At 45.4% G+C, this 22423-nt stretch carries 22 protein-coding genes and 1 other annotated feature; all 22 genes read left to right on the top strand.

Translation table 11 applies throughout. The features are described 5' to 3' along the window. Window positions 1-7: 7 nt before the first annotated feature. Window positions 8-1288: an N-formyl-4-amino-5-aminomethyl-2-methylpyrimidine deformylase gene (ylmB, locus tag BGM23_RS13785; protein WP_029726506.1), complete on the top strand. Its 1281-nt coding sequence runs from the start codon at window positions 8-10 to the stop codon at window positions 1286-1288. A gap of 82 nt (window positions 1289-1370) precedes the next feature. Further along, window positions 1371-1616, top strand: coding sequence for a YlmC/YmxH family sporulation protein (locus BGM23_RS13780; RefSeq protein WP_003232153.1), 246 nt, complete (start codon window positions 1371-1373; stop codon window positions 1614-1616). A gap of 162 nt (window positions 1617-1778) precedes the next feature. Further along, a complete protein-coding gene (gene pgeF / locus BGM23_RS13775; protein WP_029726505.1) occupies window positions 1779-2615 on the top strand; it encodes a peptidoglycan editing factor PgeF in 837 nt (278 codons plus the stop codon). Window positions 2616-2621: 6 nt separating this feature from the next. Then, the gene (locus BGM23_RS13770; protein ID WP_014479734.1) at window positions 2622-3314 is read left to right on the top strand and encodes a YggS family pyridoxal phosphate-dependent enzyme; all 693 of its coding nucleotides are present in this window, start codon (window positions 2622-2624) and stop codon (window positions 3312-3314) included. Further along, window positions 3311-3766, top strand: a complete 456-nt coding sequence (sepF, locus tag BGM23_RS13765) for a cell division protein SepF (protein ID WP_014476753.1) — start codon at window positions 3311-3313, stop codon at window positions 3764-3766. Before BGM23_RS13770 ends, sepF begins: the two co-directional genes overlap by 4 nt. 6 nt (window positions 3767-3772) lie before the next feature. Then, window positions 3773-4045, top strand: a complete 273-nt coding sequence (locus BGM23_RS13760; protein ID WP_014479736.1) for a YggT family protein — start codon at window positions 3773-3775, stop codon at window positions 4043-4045. 60 nt (window positions 4046-4105) lie between these two features. Next, window positions 4106-4879: a YlmH family RNA-binding protein gene (locus BGM23_RS13755; RefSeq protein WP_003232140.1), complete on the top strand. Its 774-nt coding sequence runs from the start codon at window positions 4106-4108 to the stop codon at window positions 4877-4879. Between the two features lie 93 nt (window positions 4880-4972). Next, entirely contained in the window at window positions 4973-5467 is a 495-nt protein-coding gene (divIVA, locus tag BGM23_RS13750) for a septum site-determining protein DivIVA (RefSeq protein ID WP_003221468.1), read from the top strand. 62 nt (window positions 5468-5529) lie between these two features. After that, window positions 5530-5756 (top strand) — a binding site (T-box leader). Between the two features lie 52 nt (window positions 5757-5808). Further along, window positions 5809-8574 carry an isoleucine--tRNA ligase gene (gene ileS, locus BGM23_RS13745; RefSeq protein ID WP_029726504.1) on the top strand — a complete coding sequence of 922 codons (2766 nt, stop codon included), beginning with the start codon at window positions 5809-5811 and terminating at the stop codon, window positions 8572-8574. A gap of 144 nt (window positions 8575-8718) precedes the next feature. After that, window positions 8719-9093 carry a sporulation-related RNA polymerase-binding protein YlyA gene (gene ylyA, locus BGM23_RS13740; protein ID WP_029726503.1) on the top strand — a complete coding sequence of 125 codons (375 nt, stop codon included), beginning with the start codon at window positions 8719-8721 and terminating at the stop codon, window positions 9091-9093. Window positions 9094-9195: 102 nt separating this feature from the next. Next, window positions 9196-9660 carry a signal peptidase II gene (lspA, locus tag BGM23_RS13735; protein ID WP_029726502.1) on the top strand — a complete coding sequence of 155 codons (465 nt, stop codon included), beginning with the start codon at window positions 9196-9198 and terminating at the stop codon, window positions 9658-9660. Between the two features lies 1 nt (window position 9661). Beyond that, window positions 9662-10573, top strand: a complete 912-nt coding sequence (locus BGM23_RS13730; protein ID WP_003245307.1) for an RluA family pseudouridine synthase — start codon at window positions 9662-9664, stop codon at window positions 10571-10573. A gap of 182 nt (window positions 10574-10755) precedes the next feature. After that, window positions 10756-11301, top strand: a complete 546-nt coding sequence (gene pyrR, locus BGM23_RS13725) for a bifunctional pyrimidine operon transcriptional regulator/uracil phosphoribosyltransferase (RefSeq protein WP_003232127.1) — start codon at window positions 10756-10758, stop codon at window positions 11299-11301. Window positions 11302-11474: 173 nt separating this feature from the next. After that, window positions 11475-12782, top strand: a complete 1308-nt coding sequence (gene pyrP, locus BGM23_RS13720; protein WP_029726501.1) for a uracil permease PyrP — start codon at window positions 11475-11477, stop codon at window positions 12780-12782. Between the two features lie 144 nt (window positions 12783-12926). Then, window positions 12927-13841, top strand: coding sequence for an aspartate carbamoyltransferase catalytic subunit (locus tag BGM23_RS13715; protein ID WP_029726500.1), 915 nt, complete (start codon window positions 12927-12929; stop codon window positions 13839-13841). Beyond that, entirely contained in the window at window positions 13825-15111 is a 1287-nt protein-coding gene (locus tag BGM23_RS13710; protein ID WP_003232117.1) for a dihydroorotase, read from the top strand. Before BGM23_RS13715 ends, BGM23_RS13710 begins: the two co-directional genes overlap by 17 nt. Beyond that, the gene (locus BGM23_RS13705) at window positions 15108-16202 is read left to right on the top strand and encodes a carbamoyl phosphate synthase small subunit (RefSeq protein WP_003232115.1); all 1095 of its coding nucleotides are present in this window, start codon (window positions 15108-15110) and stop codon (window positions 16200-16202) included. The genes BGM23_RS13710 and BGM23_RS13705 overlap by 4 nt, the downstream gene beginning before the upstream one ends. Continuing rightward, window positions 16187-19402, top strand: a complete 3216-nt coding sequence (gene carB, locus BGM23_RS13700) for a carbamoyl-phosphate synthase (glutamine-hydrolyzing) large subunit (protein ID WP_029726499.1) — start codon at window positions 16187-16189, stop codon at window positions 19400-19402. The genes BGM23_RS13705 and carB overlap by 16 nt, the downstream gene beginning before the upstream one ends. Further along, window positions 19399-20169: a dihydroorotate oxidase B electron transfer subunit gene (gene pyrK / locus BGM23_RS13695; protein WP_014479746.1), complete on the top strand. Its 771-nt coding sequence runs from the start codon at window positions 19399-19401 to the stop codon at window positions 20167-20169. Before carB ends, pyrK begins: the two co-directional genes overlap by 4 nt. Continuing rightward, window positions 20169-21104: a dihydroorotate dehydrogenase gene (locus BGM23_RS13690; protein WP_029726498.1), complete on the top strand. Its 936-nt coding sequence runs from the start codon at window positions 20169-20171 to the stop codon at window positions 21102-21104. The genes pyrK and BGM23_RS13690 overlap by 1 nt, the downstream gene beginning before the upstream one ends. Continuing rightward, window positions 21073-21792: an orotidine-5'-phosphate decarboxylase gene (pyrF, locus tag BGM23_RS13685; RefSeq protein WP_003232107.1), complete on the top strand. Its 720-nt coding sequence runs from the start codon at window positions 21073-21075 to the stop codon at window positions 21790-21792. The genes BGM23_RS13690 and pyrF overlap by 32 nt, the downstream gene beginning before the upstream one ends. Next, window positions 21789-22421 carry an orotate phosphoribosyltransferase gene (pyrE, locus tag BGM23_RS13680; protein ID WP_029726497.1) on the top strand — a complete coding sequence of 211 codons (633 nt, stop codon included), beginning with the start codon at window positions 21789-21791 and terminating at the stop codon, window positions 22419-22421. The genes pyrF and pyrE overlap by 4 nt, the downstream gene beginning before the upstream one ends. Window positions 22422-22423: the final 2 nt, after the last annotated feature.

Here is a 22423-nt window from a genome sequence, read left to right as displayed (position 1 = left end):
ATTTACATTGGATCAACAAATAGACTCTTTGCAAAAAAAAGTGGAAGAACATAAGGAGGAGCTTATTCAGCTTGCGAAAACGCTGATTTCTTATCAAACACCTGCTCCGCCTGCAAGAAATACAGAGGGCATTCAGTCTTGGATTGCGGGATATTTAAATGAATTGGGATTCTCGATCGACAAATGGGATGTGTACCCTGGAGATCCCAATGTTGTAGGGAAGCTAAAAGGAACAGATTCAGCTGATTATTATAGCCTGATTATCAATGGCCATGTAGATGTGGCAGAGGTAAAAGAGGATGAAGAATGGGAGCATGATCCATTTCATCCCATTGAAAAAAACGGTCTCTTAATCGGTCGAGGCGCTTCCGATATGAAGGGCGGAATGGCGTGTGTGTTGTTTGCTGTCAAATTGATTCGTGAAGCAGGCATTGAACTTCCAGGTGATCTGATTCTGCAATCGGTTATTGGGGAGGAAGTTGGAGAAGCCGGCACACTTGAATGCTGCAAGAGGGGCAACCACGCTGATTTTGCAATTGTCGCGGATACGAGCGATATGCATATTCAAGGCCAAGGGGGTGTCATTACAGGCTGGATCGAAATCAAAAGCAGTCAAACATTTCATGATGGAACGAGACGGAATATGATTCACGCAGGCGGAGGAACATTCGGAGCAAGCGCAATTGAAAAAATGGCAAAAATCATTGCGGGGCTCGGTGAACTTGAGCGCCACTGGTCTATTATGAAAAGTTATCCCGGTTTTAAACCAGGCACAAATACGATTAACCCGGCAGTTATAGAAGGCGGCAGACATGCGGCTTTTATAGCGGACGAATGCCGGCTGTGGATCACAGTCCATTTTTATCCGAATGAAACCCATGACCAAGTGGCAGCGGAAATAGAGGATTACGTCAATCGGCTGAGTGACAGTGATATTTGGCTTAGGGAAAACCGCCCTGTATTCAAGTGGGGAGGCTCATCTATGATAGAAGACAGAGGAGAAATTTTTCCGGCATTGGAAGTTGACCCTGGCCACCCAGGCGTCTTAGCGCTAACTGCCTCTCATCAGAAAGTGAAACGGGAGTGTCCAATTATTGACGTTTCTCAATCAGTTACAGATGGCGGATGGCTGTATGATGCCGGTATTCCATGCGTAATATACGGTCCTGGAGATCTGCACAATGCACACTCTGTGAACGAGAAGGTATCGATTGAGCAGCTAGTAGAGTATACAAAAATTATACTCGATTTTATCATCAGCTGGTGCAGCCGGAAAAAAGAACAATGACATGAAAATTTCTTCTTGCTGACAAGGTTCAGCCTGCCCGTTCATATACTTGAACAAAAGGACGGAAAAAGGACGTGATGGAATGATCAGCATTTCAGAATTTCAGGTAAAAGATGTTGTCAATGTCTCAAACGGAAAAAAGCTGGGGAGTATTGGTGATATTGATATCAATGTGACTACTGGAAAAATTCAGGCGATCATACTCGGAGGAAATGGGAAAGTTCTCGGATTTTTTGGAAAAGAAGAGGAATTGGTCATTCCATGGCGAAATATAGTAAAAATCGGGGAAGATGTAATCTTAGTCCGATTAAGTGAACCACATGCATAAACCTGCTTGTCTGCCGCAGATTGGCAAATGCCGGAAGTCTCGATTCTTCCGGCACATTTCATTTAGAAATATGCAAATCGGCGCTCAACGAATGCAGTAAGATGTGGTAAAATAAGTGGGAAATTCCGCTTTTTTAAATGTTTGTCGAAAGGTTGGATCATCATGAATACATATCACCCATTCAGTCTTACCACACCCTCGACACTCATGATACAAGACTGGGTTCAAACGAATCAAAACAACAAAAAAGTCATTGCCGGATTTACGACAAAAAACGGCGGTGTCAGCCAAAAGCCTTTTGAATCGTTAAATACAGGATTGCACGTTCATGACAAAGATGCAGATGTAGTTAAAAATCGTGAATATATTGCCGATATGTTTAATACTGATTTGCAGTCTTGGGTATTCGCTGATCAGACACATGATAATCGCGTTCAGAAAGTGACGCAGAGGGATAGGGGAAAAGGCGCCCGTGAGTATCACACGGCTCTAAAAGCAACGGACGGGCTATATACAAATGAAAAAAATGTATTTTTAGCATTATGCTTTGCTGATTGTGTGCCTCTTTTCTTTTATGATCCGGTTAAGTCGCTTGTCGGAGTCGCCCATGCCGGGTGGAAAGGCACCGTCAAACAGATTGGCAGAGAAATGGTGAAGCAATGGATTGAGAAGGAAGGTTCAAATCCCTCAGATATTTACGCTGTTATTGGCCCGTCTATCAGCGGTGCATGCTATACGGTAGACGACCGCGTCATGGATGCTGTCCGCGCATTGCCGGTTTCAGCAGACCTTGCCGTTAATCAGACGGCAAAGGCACAATATCAGCTTGATCTGAAAGAGCTGAACCGTCTTATACTGATGGACAGCGGTTTGGCAAGTGAACAAATTTCTGTCAGCGGTTTATGCACGGAAAGCGAGCCGTCTCTTTTCTATTCTCACCGCCGCGATCAGGGGAAAACTGGACGGATGATGTCCTTTATCGGAATAAAGGAGGCATAAAAGATCTTGCGTGTTGTTGATAATTTACGACATATAAACGAACGAATAAACGAAGCATGTAACAGATCGGGCCGCAGCTCCGATGAAGTTACGGTTATTGCAGTCACTAAATATGTATCACCTGAAAGAGCACAGGAGGCAGTAGATGCTGGCATCACCTGCCTCGGAGAGAATCGGGATGCGGAACTGCTCCGCAAACAGGAATTGATGAAAGGGAATCCGGAATGGCATTTTATCGGCAGTCTGCAATCAAGAAAAGCAAAATCTGTCGTCAATGCGGTTTCCTATATCCATTCCCTAGACCGGCTCTCATTAGCGAAAGAAATTGAAAAACGGGCTGAAGGTACTGTACGATGCTTTGTGCAGGTCAATACCTCTCTTGAGCCTTCTAAACACGGCATGAAAAAAGAAGAAGTCATTCCATTCATACAGGAGCTTTCCGGTTTCGAACATATCCTTGTTGCCGGGCTGATGACAATGGCTCCGCTGACTGATGATCAAGATCAGATCAGAAGCTGTTTCAGGTCGCTGAGAGAACTCCGTGACCAGGTTCAGAAGCTGAACCAGCCGAACGCTCCGTGTACTGAACTGTCGATGGGCATGTCAAATGATTTTGAAATTGCAATTGAAGAAGGAGCTACTTATATTAGAATCGGCTCATCGTTAGTCGGAAATGAAACAGGGGGTGTACAGCAATGAGTATGAAAAATAAACTGAAAAACTTTTTCTCAATGGAAGATGAAGAATACGAATATGAATATATTGAGACAGAGCGGGAATCTCATGAGGAGCATGAGCAAAAAGAAAAGCCGGCTTATACGGGGAATAAACCTGCAGGCAAACAGAATGTAGTGAGCTTGCAAAGTGTTCAGAAATCCTCTAAAGTGGTGTTGAGTGAGCCGCGCGTTTATGCGGAGGCGCAGGAAATAGCCGACCATTTGAAGAACCGGCGGGCAGTTGTCGTCAATCTTCAGCGGATACAGCATGACCAGGCGAAGCGGATTGTTGACTTTTTAAGCGGAACCGTTTATGCCATCGGCGGCGATATTCAAAGAATCGGCTCAGATATTTTCCTCTGCACGCCTGACAACGTAGATGTATCAGGCACAATTTCTGAGCTCATATCTGAAGACGAACATCAGAGGTGGTAAAGCGAGATGATCCTTTATCAAGTTTTTTCGGTTTTAAACTTATTAATCACAATATACTCATTTGCCCTGATCATATATATTTTTATGTCATGGGTGCCGAGTACGAGGGAAACAGCAGTCGGACGTTTTTTAGCTTCGATTTGTGAACCATATCTCGAACCATTCAGAAAAATCATCCCTCCGATTGCAATGCTGGATATTTCACCAATCGTAGCAATACTTGTGCTTCGGTTTGCGACAACCGGCTTGTGGGGGCTTTATCGCATGATTGCGTTTTAATGTGACAGTTTGATAGGGGCTTGGCAGCAGCCAAGCCTCTTTACATAGAAGGGAAAGACGATGAGCGATATATATCAGCACTTCAGAAAAGACGAGCGGGCCTTTATTGATCAGGCGCTCGAATGGAAAAGAATTGTCCAGGAGCAGTACCGGATGAAGCTGACCGACTTTTTAGACCCCCGAGAGCAGGTCATCCTCTCTGCTGTTACGGGACAGGCAGATGTCGGGCTTGCCTTTTCCGGCGGCTATGACAGAGCGGAGCGGAAACGGGCGATTCTGTTTCCAGAGTACATTACTCCGGAAGAATCGGATTTTGAATTGCAGGCGTTTAACGTCCGTTATGCTGACAAGTTTGTCTCAGTAGATCATCGTTCTCTGCTTGGTGCATTAATGGGCATAGGATTAAAGCGGCAAAAATTCGGTGACATCGTGTTTTCTGAGACAGCAGTGCAATTGATTGTCTCAGCCGATACCGCTGATTTTGTGGCTGCACAGCTGACCCAAGCAGGCAAAGCGGCGGTCAGCCTAGAGAAAATTGACTTGTCAGACCTTAACATTCCAGCAGTTGATGTCGAAATAAGAGATGACACGGTTTCTTCTTTAAGGCTTGACGCCGTCTGCGCCTCTATGAGCAGGCAATCCCGCCAGAAATCACAGACGCTTGTGAAAAACGGCCTTGTGAAAGTGAACTGGAAGGTGGTTGAAGATCCTTCATACATAGTCGCGGAAGGGGACATGCTGTCAATCAGAGGTTTTGGCCGGTGCAGCTTAACAAAAATCGAAGGAAAAACCAAAAAAGACAAATGGAGAGTGACGTTTGAACGACAAAAATAGTCGGTTTTTCAGTTTTTTTCTCCATCTGTGCGAAATTTGTTTTATAATGTGAACTAGATAACCGTACTGAAATGTAAAAATGGAGGTGGCATCATGCCATTAACGCCAAATGATATTCACAACAAGACGTTTACAAAAAGTTTTCGCGGATATGATGAAGATGAAGTAAATGAATTCCTAGCCCAAGTCAGAAAAGATTACGAAATTGTTCTCCGCAAGAAAACTGAGCTTGAAGCGAAAGTCAATGAGCTTGATGAAAGAATCGGACACTTTGCCAATATTGAGGAAACATTGAATAAATCAATTTTAGTTGCTCAAGAAGCGGCTGAAGACGTAAAACGCAATTCTCAAAAAGAAGCAAAGCTGATCGTTCGGGAAGCGGAGAAAAACGCTGATCGCATTATCAACGAATCGTTATCAAAATCAAGAAAAATTGCAATGGAAATTGAAGAGCTGAAAAAACAGTCTAAAGTGTTCAGAACACGTTTCCAAATGCTGATTGAAGCTCAGCTTGATCTTCTGAAAAATGACGATTGGGATCATCTCCTTGAGTATGAAGTCGACGCTGTATTTGAGGAAAAGGAATAAATTCTTTGATTATCTTGACATTTTCTTAGCTTGTCGAATATAATACGTTCATAAATTCAGATGAAAAAACGGTTGAAAGGGACAGTCATGTTTCCTTCAGGCCTTCATAGCGACCCGGAGATGGTGAGAGTCCGGGATGGCCGGAATCATGTAGATCAGCCCTTTAGTTTCCTTGCTGAACTCACAGTAGGTTAGGACGTTCATCACGTTACGATGCTCAAGAGGAAAAAGTGTATGCTTGCTTTTTCTAAAAGGGTGGTACCGCGAGATAAGCTTTCTCGTCCCTTATGGGATGAGAGGGCTTTTTTTATTTTCTGAAAAAATGCAGTGGAGGAATGAAAATGGATTTTAAAGACACGCTCTTAATGCCGAAAACAGATTTCCCGATGCGTGGAAATTTGCCAAACCGTGAGCCTGACATTCAAAAAAAATGGGAGGAAGAAGATATCTACCGTCTTGTTCAGGAACGGACGAAAGACCGCCCGAAATTTGTTTTACATGACGGACCTCCGTATGCAAACGGCGACATCCATATGGGCCATGCACTTAACAAGATTTTGAAAGACTTCATTGTCCGCTATAAATCAATGAGCGGCTACAACGCACCGTATGTGCCGGGCTGGGATACACACGGATTGCCAATTGAAACAGCTCTGACAAAAAACAAAAAGGTCAACCGCAAAGAAATGTCAGTAGCGGAATTCCGCAAACTGTGCGAAGAGTACGCTTGGAAGCAAATCGAGGGACAGCGTGAGCAATTCAAACGTCTTGGTGTCCGCGGTGACTGGGAAAACCCATATGTGACATTAAAACCGGAATACGAAGCGCAGCAAATCCGCGTATTTGGTGAAATGGCAAAACGAGGCTACATTTACAAAGGCCTTAAACCGGTTAACTGGTCGCCTTCAAGTGAGTCTGCTCTGGCTGAAGCCGAGATCGAATATCAAGACAAACGTTCAGCATCTATTTACGTCGCTTTTGGTGTAAAAGACGGAAAAGGCGTTCTTGAAAACGGCGAGCGCATCATCATTTGGACAACAACGCCTTGGACAATTCCGGCGAACCTCGGAATCTCAGTGCACCCTGATCTTGAGTACAGCGTGATTGCAGTAGGTGAAGACCGCTTTGTCGTAGCAAGTGCCTTAGTCGAAAATGTTGCATCGGCATGCGGATTTGATCAGTATGAAGTGACAAGAACGGTCAAAGGAAAAGACCTTGAGAACATTATCGCTGAACACCCGCTATATGGCAGAGACTCTCTCGTTATGCTTGGTGAACACGTAACAACTGATGCCGGAACAGGCTGTGTTCATACAGCGCCTGGACATGGGGAAGATGACTTTATCATCGGCCAAAAATACGGTTTAGATGTGCTTTGCCCGGTCGATGAAAAAGGTGTAATGACAAGCGAAGCTCCTGGCTTTGAAGGCATGTTCTATGATGATGCAAACAAAGCGATCACACAGCAGCTTGATGAAAAAGGCGCACTTGTGAAGCTTGAATTCATTACTCATTCTTATCCGCATGATTGGAGAACAAAAAAACCAACCATTTTCAGAGCGACAGCGCAATGGTTTGCGTCTATTAAAGATTTCAGATCAGACCTGCTGGATGCCATTAAAGAAACCAAATGGGTTCCTGAATGGGGCGAGCAGCGTTTGCACAACATGGTTCGGGACCGCGGAGACTGGTGTATTTCCAGACAGCGTGCGTGGGGTGTACCGATTCCGGTATTTTATGCTGAAAACGGAGAACCGGTTATTACAGATGAAACCATTGAACATGTTTCTGAATTGTTCAGACAGCACGGATCAAACATTTGGTTTGAAAAAGAAGCAAAGGATCTTCTTCCGGAAGGCTTTACGCATCCTGGCAGCCCGAACGGCACATTTACAAAAGAACAGGATATCATGGATGTTTGGTTTGATTCAGGCTCTTCACATCAAGCAGTGCTTGAAGAACGTGATGACCTCGTTCGCCCGGCTGATTTATACCTAGAGGGATCTGACCAATATCGCGGCTGGTTTAACTCTTCTCTTTCTACAGCAGTAGCCGTAACAGGGAAAGCGCCGTATAAAGGTGTGCTCAGCCATGGGTTCGCACTGGATGGAGAAGGACGCAAGATGAGTAAATCAATCGGTAACGTTGTTGTTCCGGCTAAAGTCATGAAACAGCTTGGTGCCGACATCTTAAGATTATGGGTATCTTCAGTGGATTATCAGGCGGACGTTCGCGTGTCTGACGCCATTCTGAAGCAGGTTGCGGAAGTATATCGTAAAATCCGCAACACGTTCCGTTTCCTTCACGGCAACCTTTTCGATTTTGATCCAAAAACAAATGCGGTGGCTGTCGAAGATCTTCGTGAAGTGGATCAGTATATGCTGATTAAGCTGAACAAGCTGATTGATAAAGTGAAAAAAGCGTATGATGAGTACGAATTTGCGGTTGTGTATCACAGCATTCATAATTTCTGCACAATCGAATTGAGCTCATTCTACCTTGATTTTGCAAAAGATATTGTCTACATCGAGCATGCGGATCATCCGGATAGACGCAGCATGCAGACAGTATTCTACGAAACGCTTCTTGCTTTAGTGAAGCTTTCAGCGCCTATCCTTCCACATACGGCAGACGAATTGTGGTCTCATTTAACATTTGTTGAAGAGCAGAGCGTTCAGCTGACCGATATGCCGGAAACAATCGCGGTTCCAAACAGTGAAGCGACTGAAGAAAAATTTGACCGCTTTATGGCTCTTCGTGATGACGTGCTAAAAGCATTAGAAACTGCGAGAAATGAAAAAATTATCGGTAAATCTTTGGAAGCAAACCTGAAGTTGTATCCAAACAAAGAAAACAAGGAGCTCTTGGCTTCCATAAAAGAAAACCTTTCTCAGCTGTTTATTGTGTCTGAACTGACAATCAGCGAAGAAAATGAAGCGCCGAACGATGCGCAAAGCTTTGCGACGGGTAAAATCGCTGTCGAGAAAGCGGAAGGCGAAATGTGTGAGAGATCTCGTGTGATTTCAAAAGATGTAGGGGCAAATCCGAAATATCCTACACTTTCATTACGCAACGCTGAAATCGTTGAAAAATACTATCAAAAATAATGCAAAAGAGCCCGGCTTAAAAGCCGGGCTTTTTTTGTGCCAAGAGTGACATCCTTTAGAACGACAGGAAAAATCTTATGGGCTTTAGATCATCATTCACAGGCAACAATAAAGATACTACGTTAAGAGCAGGAGTTGTGAAGAATGAATGATCAACTGACCGCAATTTATACGGAACTTCTTCTGATGAAAGAAGAATTACAGTCCAGATTATTTGAGTATTCTTGCTTTCAGGTTTCTACAAGCCCGCAAGCAGCAATCAATCAAAAACAAAAAGCAACTCTGATCTATCATATTAAAGAAGAACTTCAAGACGTTCTCCTTGCATTGTCCAAAATCGAAAACGGCACATTCGGATACTGTGAAGACACCGGGGCTCCCATTCCTCTTGCAAAGCTGGCAGTGCTGCCGACGGCCCGAACAGCAAACGATTTTCTTTATTCTGTCCAATTTGAGAAAAAAACGCTTCCGATATGGAAATCAACGGATATCGAATATGGTCAGGCACTGTATGAATAACAGTGTCTGGCCGGTTAATATGCCTGATATTTCTTTACTCCAGTGCTTTTTATTGATAAAATGCATAATGGATTAAAGTAACCGTAAACTGGAGGAACGTTTGTGCTGTATTATATGATTGCACTACTTATTATTGCAGCCGATCAATTGACAAAATGGCTAGTTGTTAAGAACATGGAACTTGGCCAAAGCATTCCGATCATTGATCAGGTATTCTATATCACCTCCCATCGCAATACGGGTGCTGCATGGGGGATATTAGCGGGTCAAATGTGGTTTTTCTACCTCATAACAACCGCTGTTATTATTGGTATTGTTTATTACATACAGCGTTATACAAAGGGACAAAGGCTTCTTGGCGTTGCCCTCGGACTTATGCTTGGCGGTGCCATCGGCAACTTTATCGATCGGGCTGTCAGACAGGAAGTTGTGGATTTTATCCATGTTATTATTGTCAATTACAATTACCCGATATTTAACATCGCGGACTCTTCACTATGTGTCGGCGTAATGCTTTTATTTATACAAATGCTGTTTGACAGCGGGAAAAAGAAAAAGGAGCAATAGCATGAATCAAATTGATATAACCGCTTCAGAAGAACAAAAAAGTGAGCGGATTGATAAATTTTTGGCATCGACTGAGAATGATTGGTCAAGAACCCAAGTTCAGCAATGGGTAAAAGACGGACAGGTTGTCGTGAACGGAAGCGCGGTGAAAGCGAATTATAAAATTCAGCCGGGTGATCAGGTGACCGTCACTGTACCCGAACCGGAAGCGCTCGACGTCTTGGCAGAACCTATGGATCTGGATATTTATTATGAGGACCAGGATGTGCTGGTCGTCAACAAACCTCGCGGAATGGTTGTTCACCCAGCACCCGGGCATCTTACGGGCACACTTGTAAACGGCCTTATGGCTCATTGCACAGACCTTTCCGGAATAAATGGTGTGATGCGTCCGGGTATTGTTCACAGAATCGATAAGGACACGTCCGGGTTATTAATGGTGGCGAAAAATGATATGGCGCACGAGTCACTCGTAAACCAATTGGTCAACAAAACGGTCACCCGAAAATATACGGCCGTTGTCCACGGGCTTATTTCTCACGATGACGGAACAATTGACGCGCCGATCGGACGAGATAAGAAAGACCGTCAAAGCATGACTGTGACACGTGATGGCAAAAACGCTGTCACTCATTTTCATGTACTAGAGCGTTTTCAGGATTTTACGTTAGTGGAATGCCAGCTTGAAACAGGGAGAACCCATCAAATTCGTGTTCATATGAAATATATCGGATTCCCATTAGCAGGCGATCCGAAATACGGCCCAAGAAAAACAATCGACTTTAATGGCCAAGCGCTTCACGCGGGAGTTTTAGGTTTTGACCATCCACGAACAGGAGAATATGTCGAATTTGAAGCGCCGCTTCCTGAGGATATGGCAGAATTAATCGAAAACCTCAGAAAAAACGGTTGACAGAGGGTTTCTTTTCTGAAATAATAAACGAAGCTGAATAGATTCTTTAAAACAGTCCAGAGAGGCTGAGAAGGATAACGGATAGACGGGATGCGTGTACAGGCGCGCACCTTGTCCTAAAACCCCTCTATGCTCTGGCAGGAGGGGTTTTTTCTTCTATATGAACTGTGAGGTGTCACACATTGAATCAAAAAGCTGTCATTCTCGACGAACAGGCAATCAGACGGGCGCTGACCAGGATTGCTCACGAAATGATCGAACGCAATAAAGGAATGAATAACTGCATTCTTGTCGGTATTAAGACAAGAGGGATTTACCTGGCAAAACGCCTTGCGGAACGCATTGAACAGATTGAGGGAAATCCTGTTACAGTCGGTGAAATTGATATTACTCTTTACAGAGACGATCTTTCTAAAAAAACGAGCAACGATGAACCGCTTGTAAAAGGTGCAGATATTCCGGTAGATATTACAGATCAAAAAGTCATTCTCGTTGATGATGTTCTGTATACCGGAAGAACAGTCAGAGCAGGAATGGATGCGCTTGTTGATGTAGGCAGACCTTCCTCCATTCAGCTTGCAGTGCTTGTGGACAGAGGACACCGGGAGCTGCCGATCCGAGCGGATTATATCGGGAAAAACATCCCGACATCAAAGTCTGAAAAGGTTATGGTTCAGCTTGATGAGGTAGACCAAAACGATCTCGTCGCCATTTATGAAAACGAATAATAGATCACCTTTTTAAGGGCAATCCAGAGAGGTTGCAAAGAGGTGCACAACAAAGGCCCAAAAAGCATTCGGCAGGTCTTTGTATGCCTCTTTGCGTAAAAAAGCAAAGAGGTTTTTTTATACAGTCATTGAGTCATCCTAAAATGAAAGTCAACAATCAGGGGGAAATCATCATGAGTAAGAAAAAAGTAAATTTAGGGGTCAGGGATGTCCCGACACCTTTCTCTTGGGTTTCATTCAGCCTTCAGCATTTGTTTGCCATGTTTGGCTCAACCATTTTGGTTCCGAAGCTCGTCGGAATGAGTCCTGCTGTGGCGTTGGTGACAAGCGGCATCGGAACACTGGCGTACCTTCTTATTACCAAAGGACAAATTCCGGCGTATCTCGGTTCATCCTTCGCCTTTATTTCTCCGATCATTCTGGTAAAAGCGACCGGCGGGCCGGGAGCGGCAATGGTTGGAGCATTTCTTGCAGGGCTGGTGTACGGGCTGATTGCCTTATTGATCAGGCAGCTTGGAACAGGATGGGTGATGAAGATTCTCCCGCCTGTAGTCGTAGGGCCTGTTATTATCGTCATCGGGCTGGGACTGGCAAGCACTGCGGTAAACATGGCGATGTATGCTGATCCAAACGCGAGTGAGTTGGTCTACAGCTTAAAGCACTTTAGTGTCGCAGGAGTTACGCTGGCAATCACGATTATTTGTGCGATTTTCTTACGAGGATTTTTAAGCCTGATTCCGGTTCTGATCGGAATCATCGGCGGATACCTGTTTGCCCTTACTCAAGGGATTGTCAACTTCCAGCCGGTGCTTAACGCGAAATGGTTCGCAGTGCCTGAATTTATCATTCCGTTCAAAGATTATTCACCGTCAGTTACACTCGGCATCGCAGCCGCAATGGTTCCTGTCGCATTTGTCACAATGTCAGAGCATATCGGCCACCAAATGGTGCTGAGTAAGGTTGTTGGACAAGATTTCATTAAAAAGCCGGGACTGCATCGCTCCATTATGGGTGACAGCGTGGCGACAATTCTTGCTTCCCTGATCGGCGGCCCGCCGACAACGACTTACGGAGAAAACATTGGCGTGCTGGCCATCACAAGAGTATTCAGCGTCTTTGTCATAGGAGGCGCGGCAGTGATTGCCCTTTGCTTCGGCTTTATCGGCAAAATTTCAGCGCTGATCAGTTCAGTGCCGTCAGCGGTCATGGGAGGCGTCTCCTTCCTGCTGTTCGGAATCATTGCTTCAAGTGGCCTGAGAATGCTGATTGACAACAAAATTGATTATGAAAACAACAGAAACCTCATTATTACATCAGTTATCCTTGTCATCGGTGTAGGAGGCGCTTTTATCCAAGTGTCTCAAGGCGGATTCCAAGTGTCAGGAATGGCGCTTGCCGCAATTGTCGGTGTCATCTTAAACCTGATTCTTCCGCAGGCGAAGGAAGAGCAGGCAGACACATCTGAACAACATCATATCTAAAACCTTTTAATGAAAGTCCAGAGAGGCTTGGAAGGGTTATGAAGAGAAGGAAGCTTCAATGCTGCCCTCTATTTAACCGTACCCCGAGTCTATCTTAGACCGGGGTTTTTTTCAGCCTTAAGTTGAAAAGAGAGGGGAAAGAACATGAAGCATTTAACGACGATGAGTGAACTCAGCACTGAGGAAATCAAAGATTTGCTTCAAACAGCACAAGAGCTCAAAAGCGGAAAAACAGACAATCAGCTTACAGGAAAGTTTGCCGCAAACCTGTTTTTCGAACCGAGCACGAGAACGCGGTTCAGCTTTGAGGTCGCAGAAAAAAAGCTGGGCATGAATGTGCTAAACCTTGATGGAACAAGCACAAGCGTGCAAAAAGGCGAAACCTTATATGACACGATCCGGACGCTCGAATCAATCGGTGTGGACGTCTGCGTCATCAGGCACAGTGAGGATGAGTATTATGAAGAGCTTGTCAGCCAGGTGAACATTCCGATTCTGAATGCGGGAGACGGATGCGGCCAGCATCCGACACAATCACTGCTTGATTTAATGACGATTTATGAAGAGTTCAATACGTTCAAAGGGCTTACCGTCTCCATTCACGGTGACATCAAGCATAGCAGAGTGGCAAGGTCAAATGCGGAAGTGTTGACAAGATTGGGTGCCCGGGTCCTATTTTCCGGCCCTTCGGAATGGCAGGATGAAGAAAATACATTCGGCACGTATGTCTCAATGGATGAAGCAGTTGAGTCTTCCGATGTTGTCATGCTGCTGCGCATTCAAAATGAACGACATCAATCCGCTGTCAGACAGGAAGGCTATTTAAACAAATACGGCTTGACCGTAGAACGGGCTGAGCGTATGAAGCGGCATGCGATCATCATGCATCCTGCTCCGGTAAACAGAGGAGTGGAGATTGATGACAGCTTAGTAGAAAGCGAAAAATCAAGAATCTTCAAGCAAATGCAAAATGGCGTATTTATCAGAATGGCAGTGATACAGCGTGCCTTACAAACCAATGTGAAAAGAGGAGAAGCAGCGTATGTCATATCTCATTAAAAACGGCTGGATACTAAACGAAAATGGTGAAAAAACAGAAGCGGATATCCGAGTGACTGGAGAAACCATCACCGCAATCGGCAAGCTTGATGCAACGGATAATGAAACGGTAATTGATGCAAAAGGTTTGCTCGTTTCACCTGGGTTTGTTGATCTCCACGTGCATTTCAGAGAGCCGGGCGGAGAGAAAAAAGAAACTATTGAAACCGGGGCCAAAGCGGCGGCACGCGGCGGCTATACTACAGTAGCAGCAATGCCGAATACGCGGCCGGTTCCTGATACAAAGGAGCAGATGGAATGGGTGCAAAACAGAATTAAAGAAACTTCATGCGTCAGAGTTCTTCCATATGCATCCATTACGATCAGGCAAATCGGCGATGAAATGACAAACTTTGAAGCGTTAAAAGAAGCCGGGGCATTTGCTTTTACAGATGACGGTGTTGGTATACAGACAGCAGGAATGATGTATGAAGCGATGAAACGGGCAGCTGCAATTGACAAAGCAATTGTTGCACATTGCGAGGACAACTCCTTAATTTACGGAGGAAGCGTACATGAGGGGACATTCTCCAAAGCGAACGGGCTAAACGGCATTCCTTCTGTGTGTGAATCGGTTCATATTGCCCGCGATGTGCTGCTGGCTGAGGCGGCAAACTGCCATTATCATGTATGCCATATCAGCACGAAAGAATCTGTCAGAGTTGTACGCGATGCGAAAAAAGCGGGAATCAGAGTGACAGCAGAAGTGTCGCCGCATCATTTGCTGCTTTGTGATGAGGACATCCCGGGGCTGGACACAAACTATAAAATGAATCCGCCGCTCCGCAGTGCAGAAGACAGAGCTGCTTTAATTGAAGGTCTTTTAGACGGAACAATTGATTTTATCGCAACAGACCATGCACCGCATACGGAAGAAGAGAAAAACACAGAAATGAAACTGGCGCCATTCGGAATTGTCGGCTTAGAAACAGCATTCCCGCTTCTTTACACACACTTTGTCAAAAATGGCAGCTGGTCGCTGAAGCAGTTGATTGACTACATGACAATCAAGCCATGCGAAGCGTTCGGTCTCCCATATGGAACATTACAAACGGGGCAAGCTGCGGACATTACGTTAATCGATTTAGAAAAAGAAGCAGTTATAGACAAAGAGACATTTTTATCAAAAGGAAAAAATACACCATTCAACGGCATCAGCTGCACCGGCTGGCCGGTCGCTACAATTGCGGCAGGGAAGCTTGCTTATGAAGAGGGGAGACTTGTCAAATGAAGAGACGATTAGTACTGGAAAACGGAGCGGTATTCGAGGGAGAAGCCTTCGGAAGCTTAGAACACAACATGGGAGAAGTCGTTTTTAATACTGGGATGACAGGCTATCAGGAAATTTTATCTGATCCTTCTTACTGCGGACAGATCGTAACATTAACATACCCGCTTATCGGAAATTACGGCATTAACCGTGATGATTTTGAATCCATTACCCCTTTTGTCAAAGGGCTGATCATCAAAGAATTATGTGAGCTGCCTTCCAACTGGCGTTCAGCATACACCTTAGACGAGTATTTAAAAATGAAAAACATTCCCGGACTCCAGGGAATTGATACAAGGAAGCTGACAAGAATGATCCGCACGGCAGGCGCGCTAAAAGGAACATTCGCTTCATCTGATGAAGATATCGAAGCAGTGCTGAAAAGACTGAACGAAACGGAATTGCCAAGAAATCAAGTATCCCAAGTATCAGCAAAAACAGCATATCCGAGCCCGGGAAGAGGCAAACGCATTGTCTTGGTTGACTTCGGCATGAAACACGGGATTCTAAGAGAGCTGAACAAACGGAAATGTGACGTCATCGTTGTGCCTTACAACATTACAGCGGAAGAGGTGCTTCAGCTGAAACCGGACGGTATCATGCTTTCTAACGGACCTGGAGACCCGAAGGATGTGCCTGAAGCGATTGAAATGATTAAAGGTGTTCTTGGAAAAGTGCCATTATTCGGAATATGTCTCGGCCACCAATTATTCGCGCTGGCGTGCGGGGCGAATACTGAAAAAATGAAATTCGGCCACAGGGGCTCAAACCACCCGGTAAAAGAGCTGGCTACAGGAAAAGTTGCCTTAACATCTCAAAACCATGGATATACAGTTTCGTCTATCAGTAAAACAGAACTGGAAGTGACGCATATCGCAATTAACGACGATACGATTGAAGGGCTGAAGCATAAAACATTGCCGGCATTTACGGTTCAATATCATCCCGAAGCCTCACCTGGTCCTGAGGATGCCAACCATCTATTTGACAGATTCATCGAAATGATCGAAACAACAGAGAAAGAAGGGGAAGCGGTATGCCAAAACGCGTAGACATTAACAAAATTTTAGTAATCGGATCTGGACCGATCATCATCGGTCAAGCAGCAGAATTTGACTATGCGGGAACACAAGCCTGTCTTGCTTTGAAAGAAGAAGGCTATGAAGTCATCCTTGTCAACTCAAACCCTGCCACGATCATGACAGATACAGAAATGGCTGACCGGGTTTATATCGAACCGCTCACACCTGAATTCCTGACACGAATTATCAGAAAAGAGCGCCCGGATGCTATTCTTCCTACACTCGGAGGCCAAACCGGTTTGAATCTTGCGGTTGAGCTTTCTGAAAGAGGTGTTCTGGCAGAATGCGGCGTCGAAGTGCTTGGCACAAAACTGTCTGCGATTCAGCAAGCTGAAGACCGTGACTTGTTCAGAACATTAATGAATGAACTGAACGAACCGGTGCCTGAAAGTGAGATTATCCACTCCCTTGAAGAAGCAGAAAAATTCGTCAGTCAAATTGGATTCCCTGTCATTGTCCGCCCGGCATATACATTAGGCGGAACAGGCGGAGGCATCTGCTCGAATGAAACAGAGCTAAAAGAAATCGTTGAGAACGGCTTGAAATTAAGCCCGGTACACCAATGTCTGCTTGAAAAAAGCATCGCCGGCTATAAAGAAATCGAGTATGAAGTCATGAGAGACAGCCAAGATCACGCCATTGTCGTTTGTAACATGGAAAACATTGATCCGGTTGGAATCCATACTGGAGACAGTATTGTTGTCGCGCCAAGCCAAACGCTCAGCGATCGCGAATATCAGCTCTTGCGGAATGTATCGTTAAAACTGATTCGCGCGCTTGGAATCGAAGGCGGATGTAACGTCCAGCTTGCCTTAGATCCAGACAGCTTCCAATATTACATTATTGAAGTAAATCCGCGTGTCAGCCGTTCATCTGCCCTTGCATCAAAAGCAACGGGATACCCGATAGCAAAGCTCGCTGCTAAAATTGCAGTCGGCCTTTCATTAGATGAAATGATGAACCCGGTAACAGGAAAAACATATGCAGCTTTTGAACCTGCTCTTGACTATGTCGTATCCAAAATTCCGCGCTGGCCGTTTGATAAATTTGAATCAGCAAACAGAAAGCTTGGCACGCAAATGAAAGCGACAGGTGAGGTCATGGCAATCGGCCGCACGCTTGAAGAGTCATTGCTGAAGGCAGTGCGATCACTGGAAGCGGATGTGTATCATCTTGAATTGAAGGACGCCGCTGACATTTCAAATGAGCTTCTTGAAAAGCGAATTAAAAAGGCCGGTGATGAACGCTTATTCTACTTAGCTGAAGCGTACAGAAGAGGCTACACGGTAGAAGACCTCCATGAATTTTCCGCTATCGATGTCTTCTTCTTGCATAAGCTGTTCGGAATCGTACAGTTTGAAAAAGAACTGAAGGCGAATGCGGGCGATACAGATGTGCTGAGACGGGCAAAAGAACTCGGCTTCTCTGATCAGTACATCAGCCGCGAGTGGAAAATGAAAGAATCCGAGCTTTACAGCTTGAGAAAACAAGCGGGGATTGCTCCTGTATTCAAAATGGTAGATACATGTGCGGCGGAATTCGAGTCAGAAACGCCATACTTCTATAGCACATACGAAGAAGAAAATGAATCTGTCGTTACAGATAAGAAAAGTGTGATGGTGCTTGGTTCGGGTCCGATTCGAATCGGTCAGGGTGTCGAGTTCGACTATGCGACGGTTCACTCTGTATGGGCAATTAAACAAGCAGGCTATGAAGCCATTATTGTCAACAACAACCCGGAAACCGTTTCAACAGACTTCAGCATCTCAGACAAGCTGTATTTTGAACCGCTTACGATTGAAGATGTTATGCACATCATTGACCTTGAACAGCCAATGGGCGTTGTCGTACAGTTCGGCGGACAAACTGCGATTAACCTTGCTGACGAGCTTTCTGCACGCGGAGTGAAAATCCTTGGAACTTCATTAGAAGATTTAGACCGTGCAGAAGACCGGGATAAATTTGAACAAGCGCTTGGAGAACTTGGTGTTCCTCAGCCGCTTGGCAAAACAGCGACATCAGTTGATCAGGCGGTAAGCATCGCGAGTGATATCGGTTATCCAGTACTGGTGCGTCCTTCCTATGTACTTGGCGGCCGGGCGATGGAGATTGTGTATCATGAAGAAGAGCTGCTTCATTACATGAAAAACGCAGTTAAAATCAATCCACAGCACCCTGTATTAATTGACAGATACTTGACAGGAAAAGAAATTGAAGTCGATGCAGTATCCGACGGTGAAACAGTCGTCATTCCGGGAATTATGGAGCACATTGAACGTGCGGGCGTTCACTCCGGAGACTCGATCGCTGTTTATCCGCCTCAGTCTCTCACAGAGGACATTAAGAAAAAAATTGAACAATACACGATCGCATTGGCTAAAGGGCTGAATATTGTCGGTTTGCTCAATATTCAATTCGTCTTGTCGCAAGGCGAGGTGTACGTGCTAGAAGTGAATCCGAGATCAAGCAGAACCGTACCGTTTTTAAGCAAAATTACGGGTATCCCAATGGCGAATCTCGCAACAAAAATCATTCTTGGTCAAAAGCTGGCTGCGTTTGGCTATACAGAGGGCCTTCAGCCTGAACAGCAAGGTGTATTTGTAAAAGCGCCGGTTTTCTCCTTTGCCAAGCTGAGAAGAGTGGACATTACGTTAGGGCCTGAAATGAAATCAACCGGTGAAGTCATGGGGAAAGATTCGACACTTGAAAAGGCGCTCTACAAAGCCTTGATTGCTTCAGGTATTCAAATCCCGAACTACGGTTCCGTGCTTTTAACAGTAGCTGATAAGGACAAAGAAGAAGGGCTTGCCATTGCTAAGCGGTTCCACGCGATCGGCTACAACATTTTAGCGACGGAAGGAACGGCAGGCTACTTGAAAGAAGCTTCCATTCCAGCGAAGGTCGTCGGAAAAATCGGTCAGGATGGCCCGAACTTGCTTGACGTCATCAGAAACGGAGAAGCGCAGTTTGTCATCAATACGCTGACAAAAGGAAAGCAGCCGGCAAGAGACGGTTTTAGAATCAGACGTGAATCAGTAGAAAATGGTGTTGCCTGCCTAACATCTTTAGATACGGCAGAGGCGATATTGCGAGTGCTGGAAAGCATGACATTCCGTGCTGATCAAATGCCGGCAGTCAACACAAATCAGGAGGCGGCAGTCACTATATGAAAAAAGCGTATTTGACAGTATGTTCTAACCAGCAAATTGCAGACCGGGTGTTTCAAATGGTTCTGAAAGGGGAGCTTGTCCAAGGGTTTACAACCCCTGGACAGTTCCTTCATCTTAAAGTGAGCGAAGCGGTTACGCCTCTTTTGAGAAGGCCGATCAGCATCGCAGACGTCAACTTTGAAAAAAATGAAGTCACCATCATTTATCGGGTAGATGGGGAAGGGACAAGACTCTTGTCACTGAAGCAGCAGGGAGAACTTGTGGATGTCCTCGGGCCTTTGGGAAATGGCTTTCCTGTTAATGAAGTTCAACCCGGAAAGACGGCTTTGCTGGTAGGAGGCGGAGTAGGTGTGCCGCCTCTCCAAGAGCTGTCGAAACGCTTGATTGAAAAAGGGGTAAATGTCATCCACGTTTTAGGATTCCAATCGGCAAAGGATGTTTTTTACGAGGAAGAATGCCGGCAGTACGGAGACACGTATGTGGCAACAGCTGACGGAAGCTACGGGGAAACCGGATTTGTCACAGATGTGATTAAACGGAAAAATCTAGAGTTTGATATCCTCCTCAGCTGCGGGCCGACACCGATGCTCAAGGCGTTAAAACAGGAATATGCCCATAAAGAAGTATATCTGTCCATGGAGGAACGAATGGGCTGCGGAATCGGCGCATGCTTCGCGTGTGTGTGCCATACAAACGAAAGTGAGACGTCCTATGTAAAAGTATGTCTCGACGGGCCTGTATTTAAAGCTCAGGAGGTGGCGCTGTAATGCTAGAGGTGAAATTGCCGGGACTTGATTTGAAAAACCCAATCATTCCTGCATCAGGCTGCTTCGGTTTTGGAAAAGAATTTTCACGTTTTTATGATTTGTCTTGTCTTGGAGCCATCATGATTAAGGCTACGACAAAGGAGCCACGCTTTGGGAATCCGACGCCGCGGGTAGCTGAGACTGGTGCTGGAATGCTCAATGCGATCGGTCTCCAAAATCCGGGGCTGGATAGTGTGTTGCATAATGAGCTGCCGTGGCTTGAGCAGTTTGATACGCCGATCATTGCCAATGTCGCAGGTTCTCAAGTCGAGGATTATGTTGAAGTCGCAGAGCATATCAGCAAAGCGCCTAATGTTCATGCTCTTGAATTGAATATTTCCTGCCCGAATGTGAAAACAGGCGGAATCGCTTTTGGCACGAATCCTGAAATGGCTGCCGATTTGACAAAAGCGGTGAAAGAGGTTTCGAATGTACCCGTTTATGTGAAGCTTTCTCCGAACGTGGCCAATATCACAGAAATTGCCTTAGCGATCGAGGAAGCGGGAGCGGACGGTCTTACGATGATCAACACACTAATCGGCATGAGACTCGATTTAAAAACCGGCAAACCGATATTAGCGAATAAAACAGGGGGACTTTCAGGCCCTGCTGTGAAGCCGGTTGCCATTCGCATGGTGTATGAAGTCAGCCAGATGGTCAACATCCCGATTATTGGAATGGGAGGCGTGCGAACGGCTGAAGATGCCCTGGAATTTCTTCTCGCGGGAGCAAGCGCAGTCGCTGTCGGAACAGCAAATTTTGTGAATCCTTTTGCATGTCCAGAGATTATTGAACAGCTCCCATCTGTTTTGCGCCAATACGGCTATCAATCAATTGAAGAATGCATCGGAAGGAGCTGGAATCATGAAAAACAACCTGCCCATCATCGCGCTTGATTTTGCATCAGCTGAAGAAACACTCGCGTTCTTAGCTCCTTTTCAGCAAGAACCGTTATTTGTAAAGGTTGGAATGGAGCTTTTTTATCAAGAAGGGCCATCGATCGTGAAACAATTAAAAGAAAGAAACTGCGAGCTGTTTTTAGATCTAAAGCTTCATGACATCCCGACTACTGTAAACAAAGCGATGAAGCGCCTTGCCAGTCTCGGAGTAGATCTCGTCAATGTTCATGCTGCTGGGGGCAAAAAAATGATGCAGGCAGCTCTCGAAGGCTTAGAAGAAGGTACGCCGGCTGGAAAAAAACGTCCGTCACTGATCGCGGTAACCCAGCTGACAAGCACATCTGAACAAATCATGAAAGATGAACTGCTAATCGAAAAATCTCTGATTGATACGGTTGTGCACTACAGCAAACAGGCGGAAGAGAGCGGACTGGATGGAGTGGTCTGCTCTGTTCATGAAGCAAAAGCCATTTACCAAGCGGTGTCGCCTTCATTTCTGACTGTCACTCCGGGGATCAGAATGTCTGAGGACGCTGCGAATGACCAAGTCCGCGTAGCGACGCCTGCTATTGCAAGAGAGAAAGGTTCATCAGCGATTGTAGTAGGACGCTCGATTACAAAAGCGGAAGACCCGGTAAAAGCCTATAAGGCTGTCAGACTTGAATGGGAGGGAATCAAATCTTGAAACAAATCATCGCAAAACATCTATTAGACATCCAAGCTGTATTTTTACGCCCGAACGAGCCGTTCACATGGGCAAGCGGCATTTTATCACCAATCTACTGTGACAACCGCCTTACGCTATCTTTCCCAGAGGTCAGAAACGATGTCGCCTCAGGTATCAGCAAGCTTGTCAAAGAGCATTTTCCTGAAGCTGAAATGATTGCGGGAACAGCAACTGCCGGTATTCCTCATGCTGCTCTTGCGGCTGACCGTTTGAATCTTCCGATGTGTTATGTGAGGAGCAAGCCGAAGTCGCACGGAAAAGGCAATCAGATTGAGGGAGCTGTGCAAGAAGGGCAAAAAACAGTCGTCATTGAAGACTTAATCTCCACAGGAGGCAGCGTGCTTGAAGCTTGTGCAGCTTTACAAGCGGCCGGCTGTGAGGTGCTTGGTGTCGTCTCAATCTTTACGTACGGACTTCCTAAAGCGGAGGAAGCCTTCGCAAAGGCAGAACTGCCATACTACTCATTAACCGATTATGATACGCTCACAGAGGTCGCGCTTGAAAATGGAAATATTCATTCAGATGATCTAAAAAAGCTGCAAACATGGAAACGAAATCCCGAGTCGAAAGATTGGTTTAAAAAATAAAA

The organism is Bacillus sp. FJAT-14266, assembly GCF_001719225.1.
Lineage (GTDB): Bacteria > Bacillota > Bacilli > Bacillales > Bacillaceae > Bacillus > Bacillus subtilis.
This window is presented reverse-complemented; position numbering and strand designations above follow the sequence as displayed.

Excerpts from the sequence above, each read along its gene's own strand:
- BGM23_RS13780 (WP_003232153.1), top strand. The coding sequence starts at position 1,371 with ATGATCAGCATTTCAGAATTTCAGGTAAAAGATGTTGTCAATGTCTCA.
- pgeF (WP_029726505.1), top strand. The coding sequence starts at position 1,779 with ATGAATACATATCACCCATTCAGTCTTACCACACCCTCGACACTCATG.
- sepF (WP_014476753.1), top strand. The coding sequence starts at position 3,311 with ATGAGTATGAAAAATAAACTGAAAAACTTTTTCTCAATGGAAGATGAA.
- BGM23_RS13760 (WP_014479736.1), top strand. The coding sequence starts at position 3,773 with ATGATCCTTTATCAAGTTTTTTCGGTTTTAAACTTATTAATCACAATA.
- BGM23_RS13755 (WP_003232140.1), top strand. The coding sequence starts at position 4,106 with ATGAGCGATATATATCAGCACTTCAGAAAAGACGAGCGGGCCTTTATT.
- divIVA (WP_003221468.1), top strand. The coding sequence starts at position 4,973 with ATGCCATTAACGCCAAATGATATTCACAACAAGACGTTTACAAAAAGT.
- ileS (WP_029726504.1), top strand. The coding sequence starts at position 5,809 with ATGGATTTTAAAGACACGCTCTTAATGCCGAAAACAGATTTCCCGATG.
- ylyA (WP_029726503.1), top strand. The coding sequence starts at position 8,719 with ATGAATGATCAACTGACCGCAATTTATACGGAACTTCTTCTGATGAAA.
- BGM23_RS13730 (WP_003245307.1), top strand. The coding sequence starts at position 9,662 with ATGAATCAAATTGATATAACCGCTTCAGAAGAACAAAAAAGTGAGCGG.
- pyrP (WP_029726501.1), top strand. The coding sequence starts at position 11,475 with ATGAGTAAGAAAAAAGTAAATTTAGGGGTCAGGGATGTCCCGACACCT.
- BGM23_RS13715 (WP_029726500.1), top strand. The coding sequence starts at position 12,927 with ATGAAGCATTTAACGACGATGAGTGAACTCAGCACTGAGGAAATCAAA.
- BGM23_RS13710 (WP_003232117.1), top strand. The coding sequence starts at position 13,825 with ATGTCATATCTCATTAAAAACGGCTGGATACTAAACGAAAATGGTGAA.
- BGM23_RS13705 (WP_003232115.1), top strand. The coding sequence starts at position 15,108 with ATGAAGAGACGATTAGTACTGGAAAACGGAGCGGTATTCGAGGGAGAA.
- carB (WP_029726499.1), top strand. The coding sequence starts at position 16,187 with ATGCCAAAACGCGTAGACATTAACAAAATTTTAGTAATCGGATCTGGA.
- pyrK (WP_014479746.1), top strand. The coding sequence starts at position 19,399 with ATGAAAAAAGCGTATTTGACAGTATGTTCTAACCAGCAAATTGCAGAC.
- BGM23_RS13690 (WP_029726498.1), top strand. The coding sequence starts at position 20,169 with ATGCTAGAGGTGAAATTGCCGGGACTTGATTTGAAAAACCCAATCATT.
- pyrF (WP_003232107.1), top strand. The coding sequence starts at position 21,073 with ATGAAAAACAACCTGCCCATCATCGCGCTTGATTTTGCATCAGCTGAA.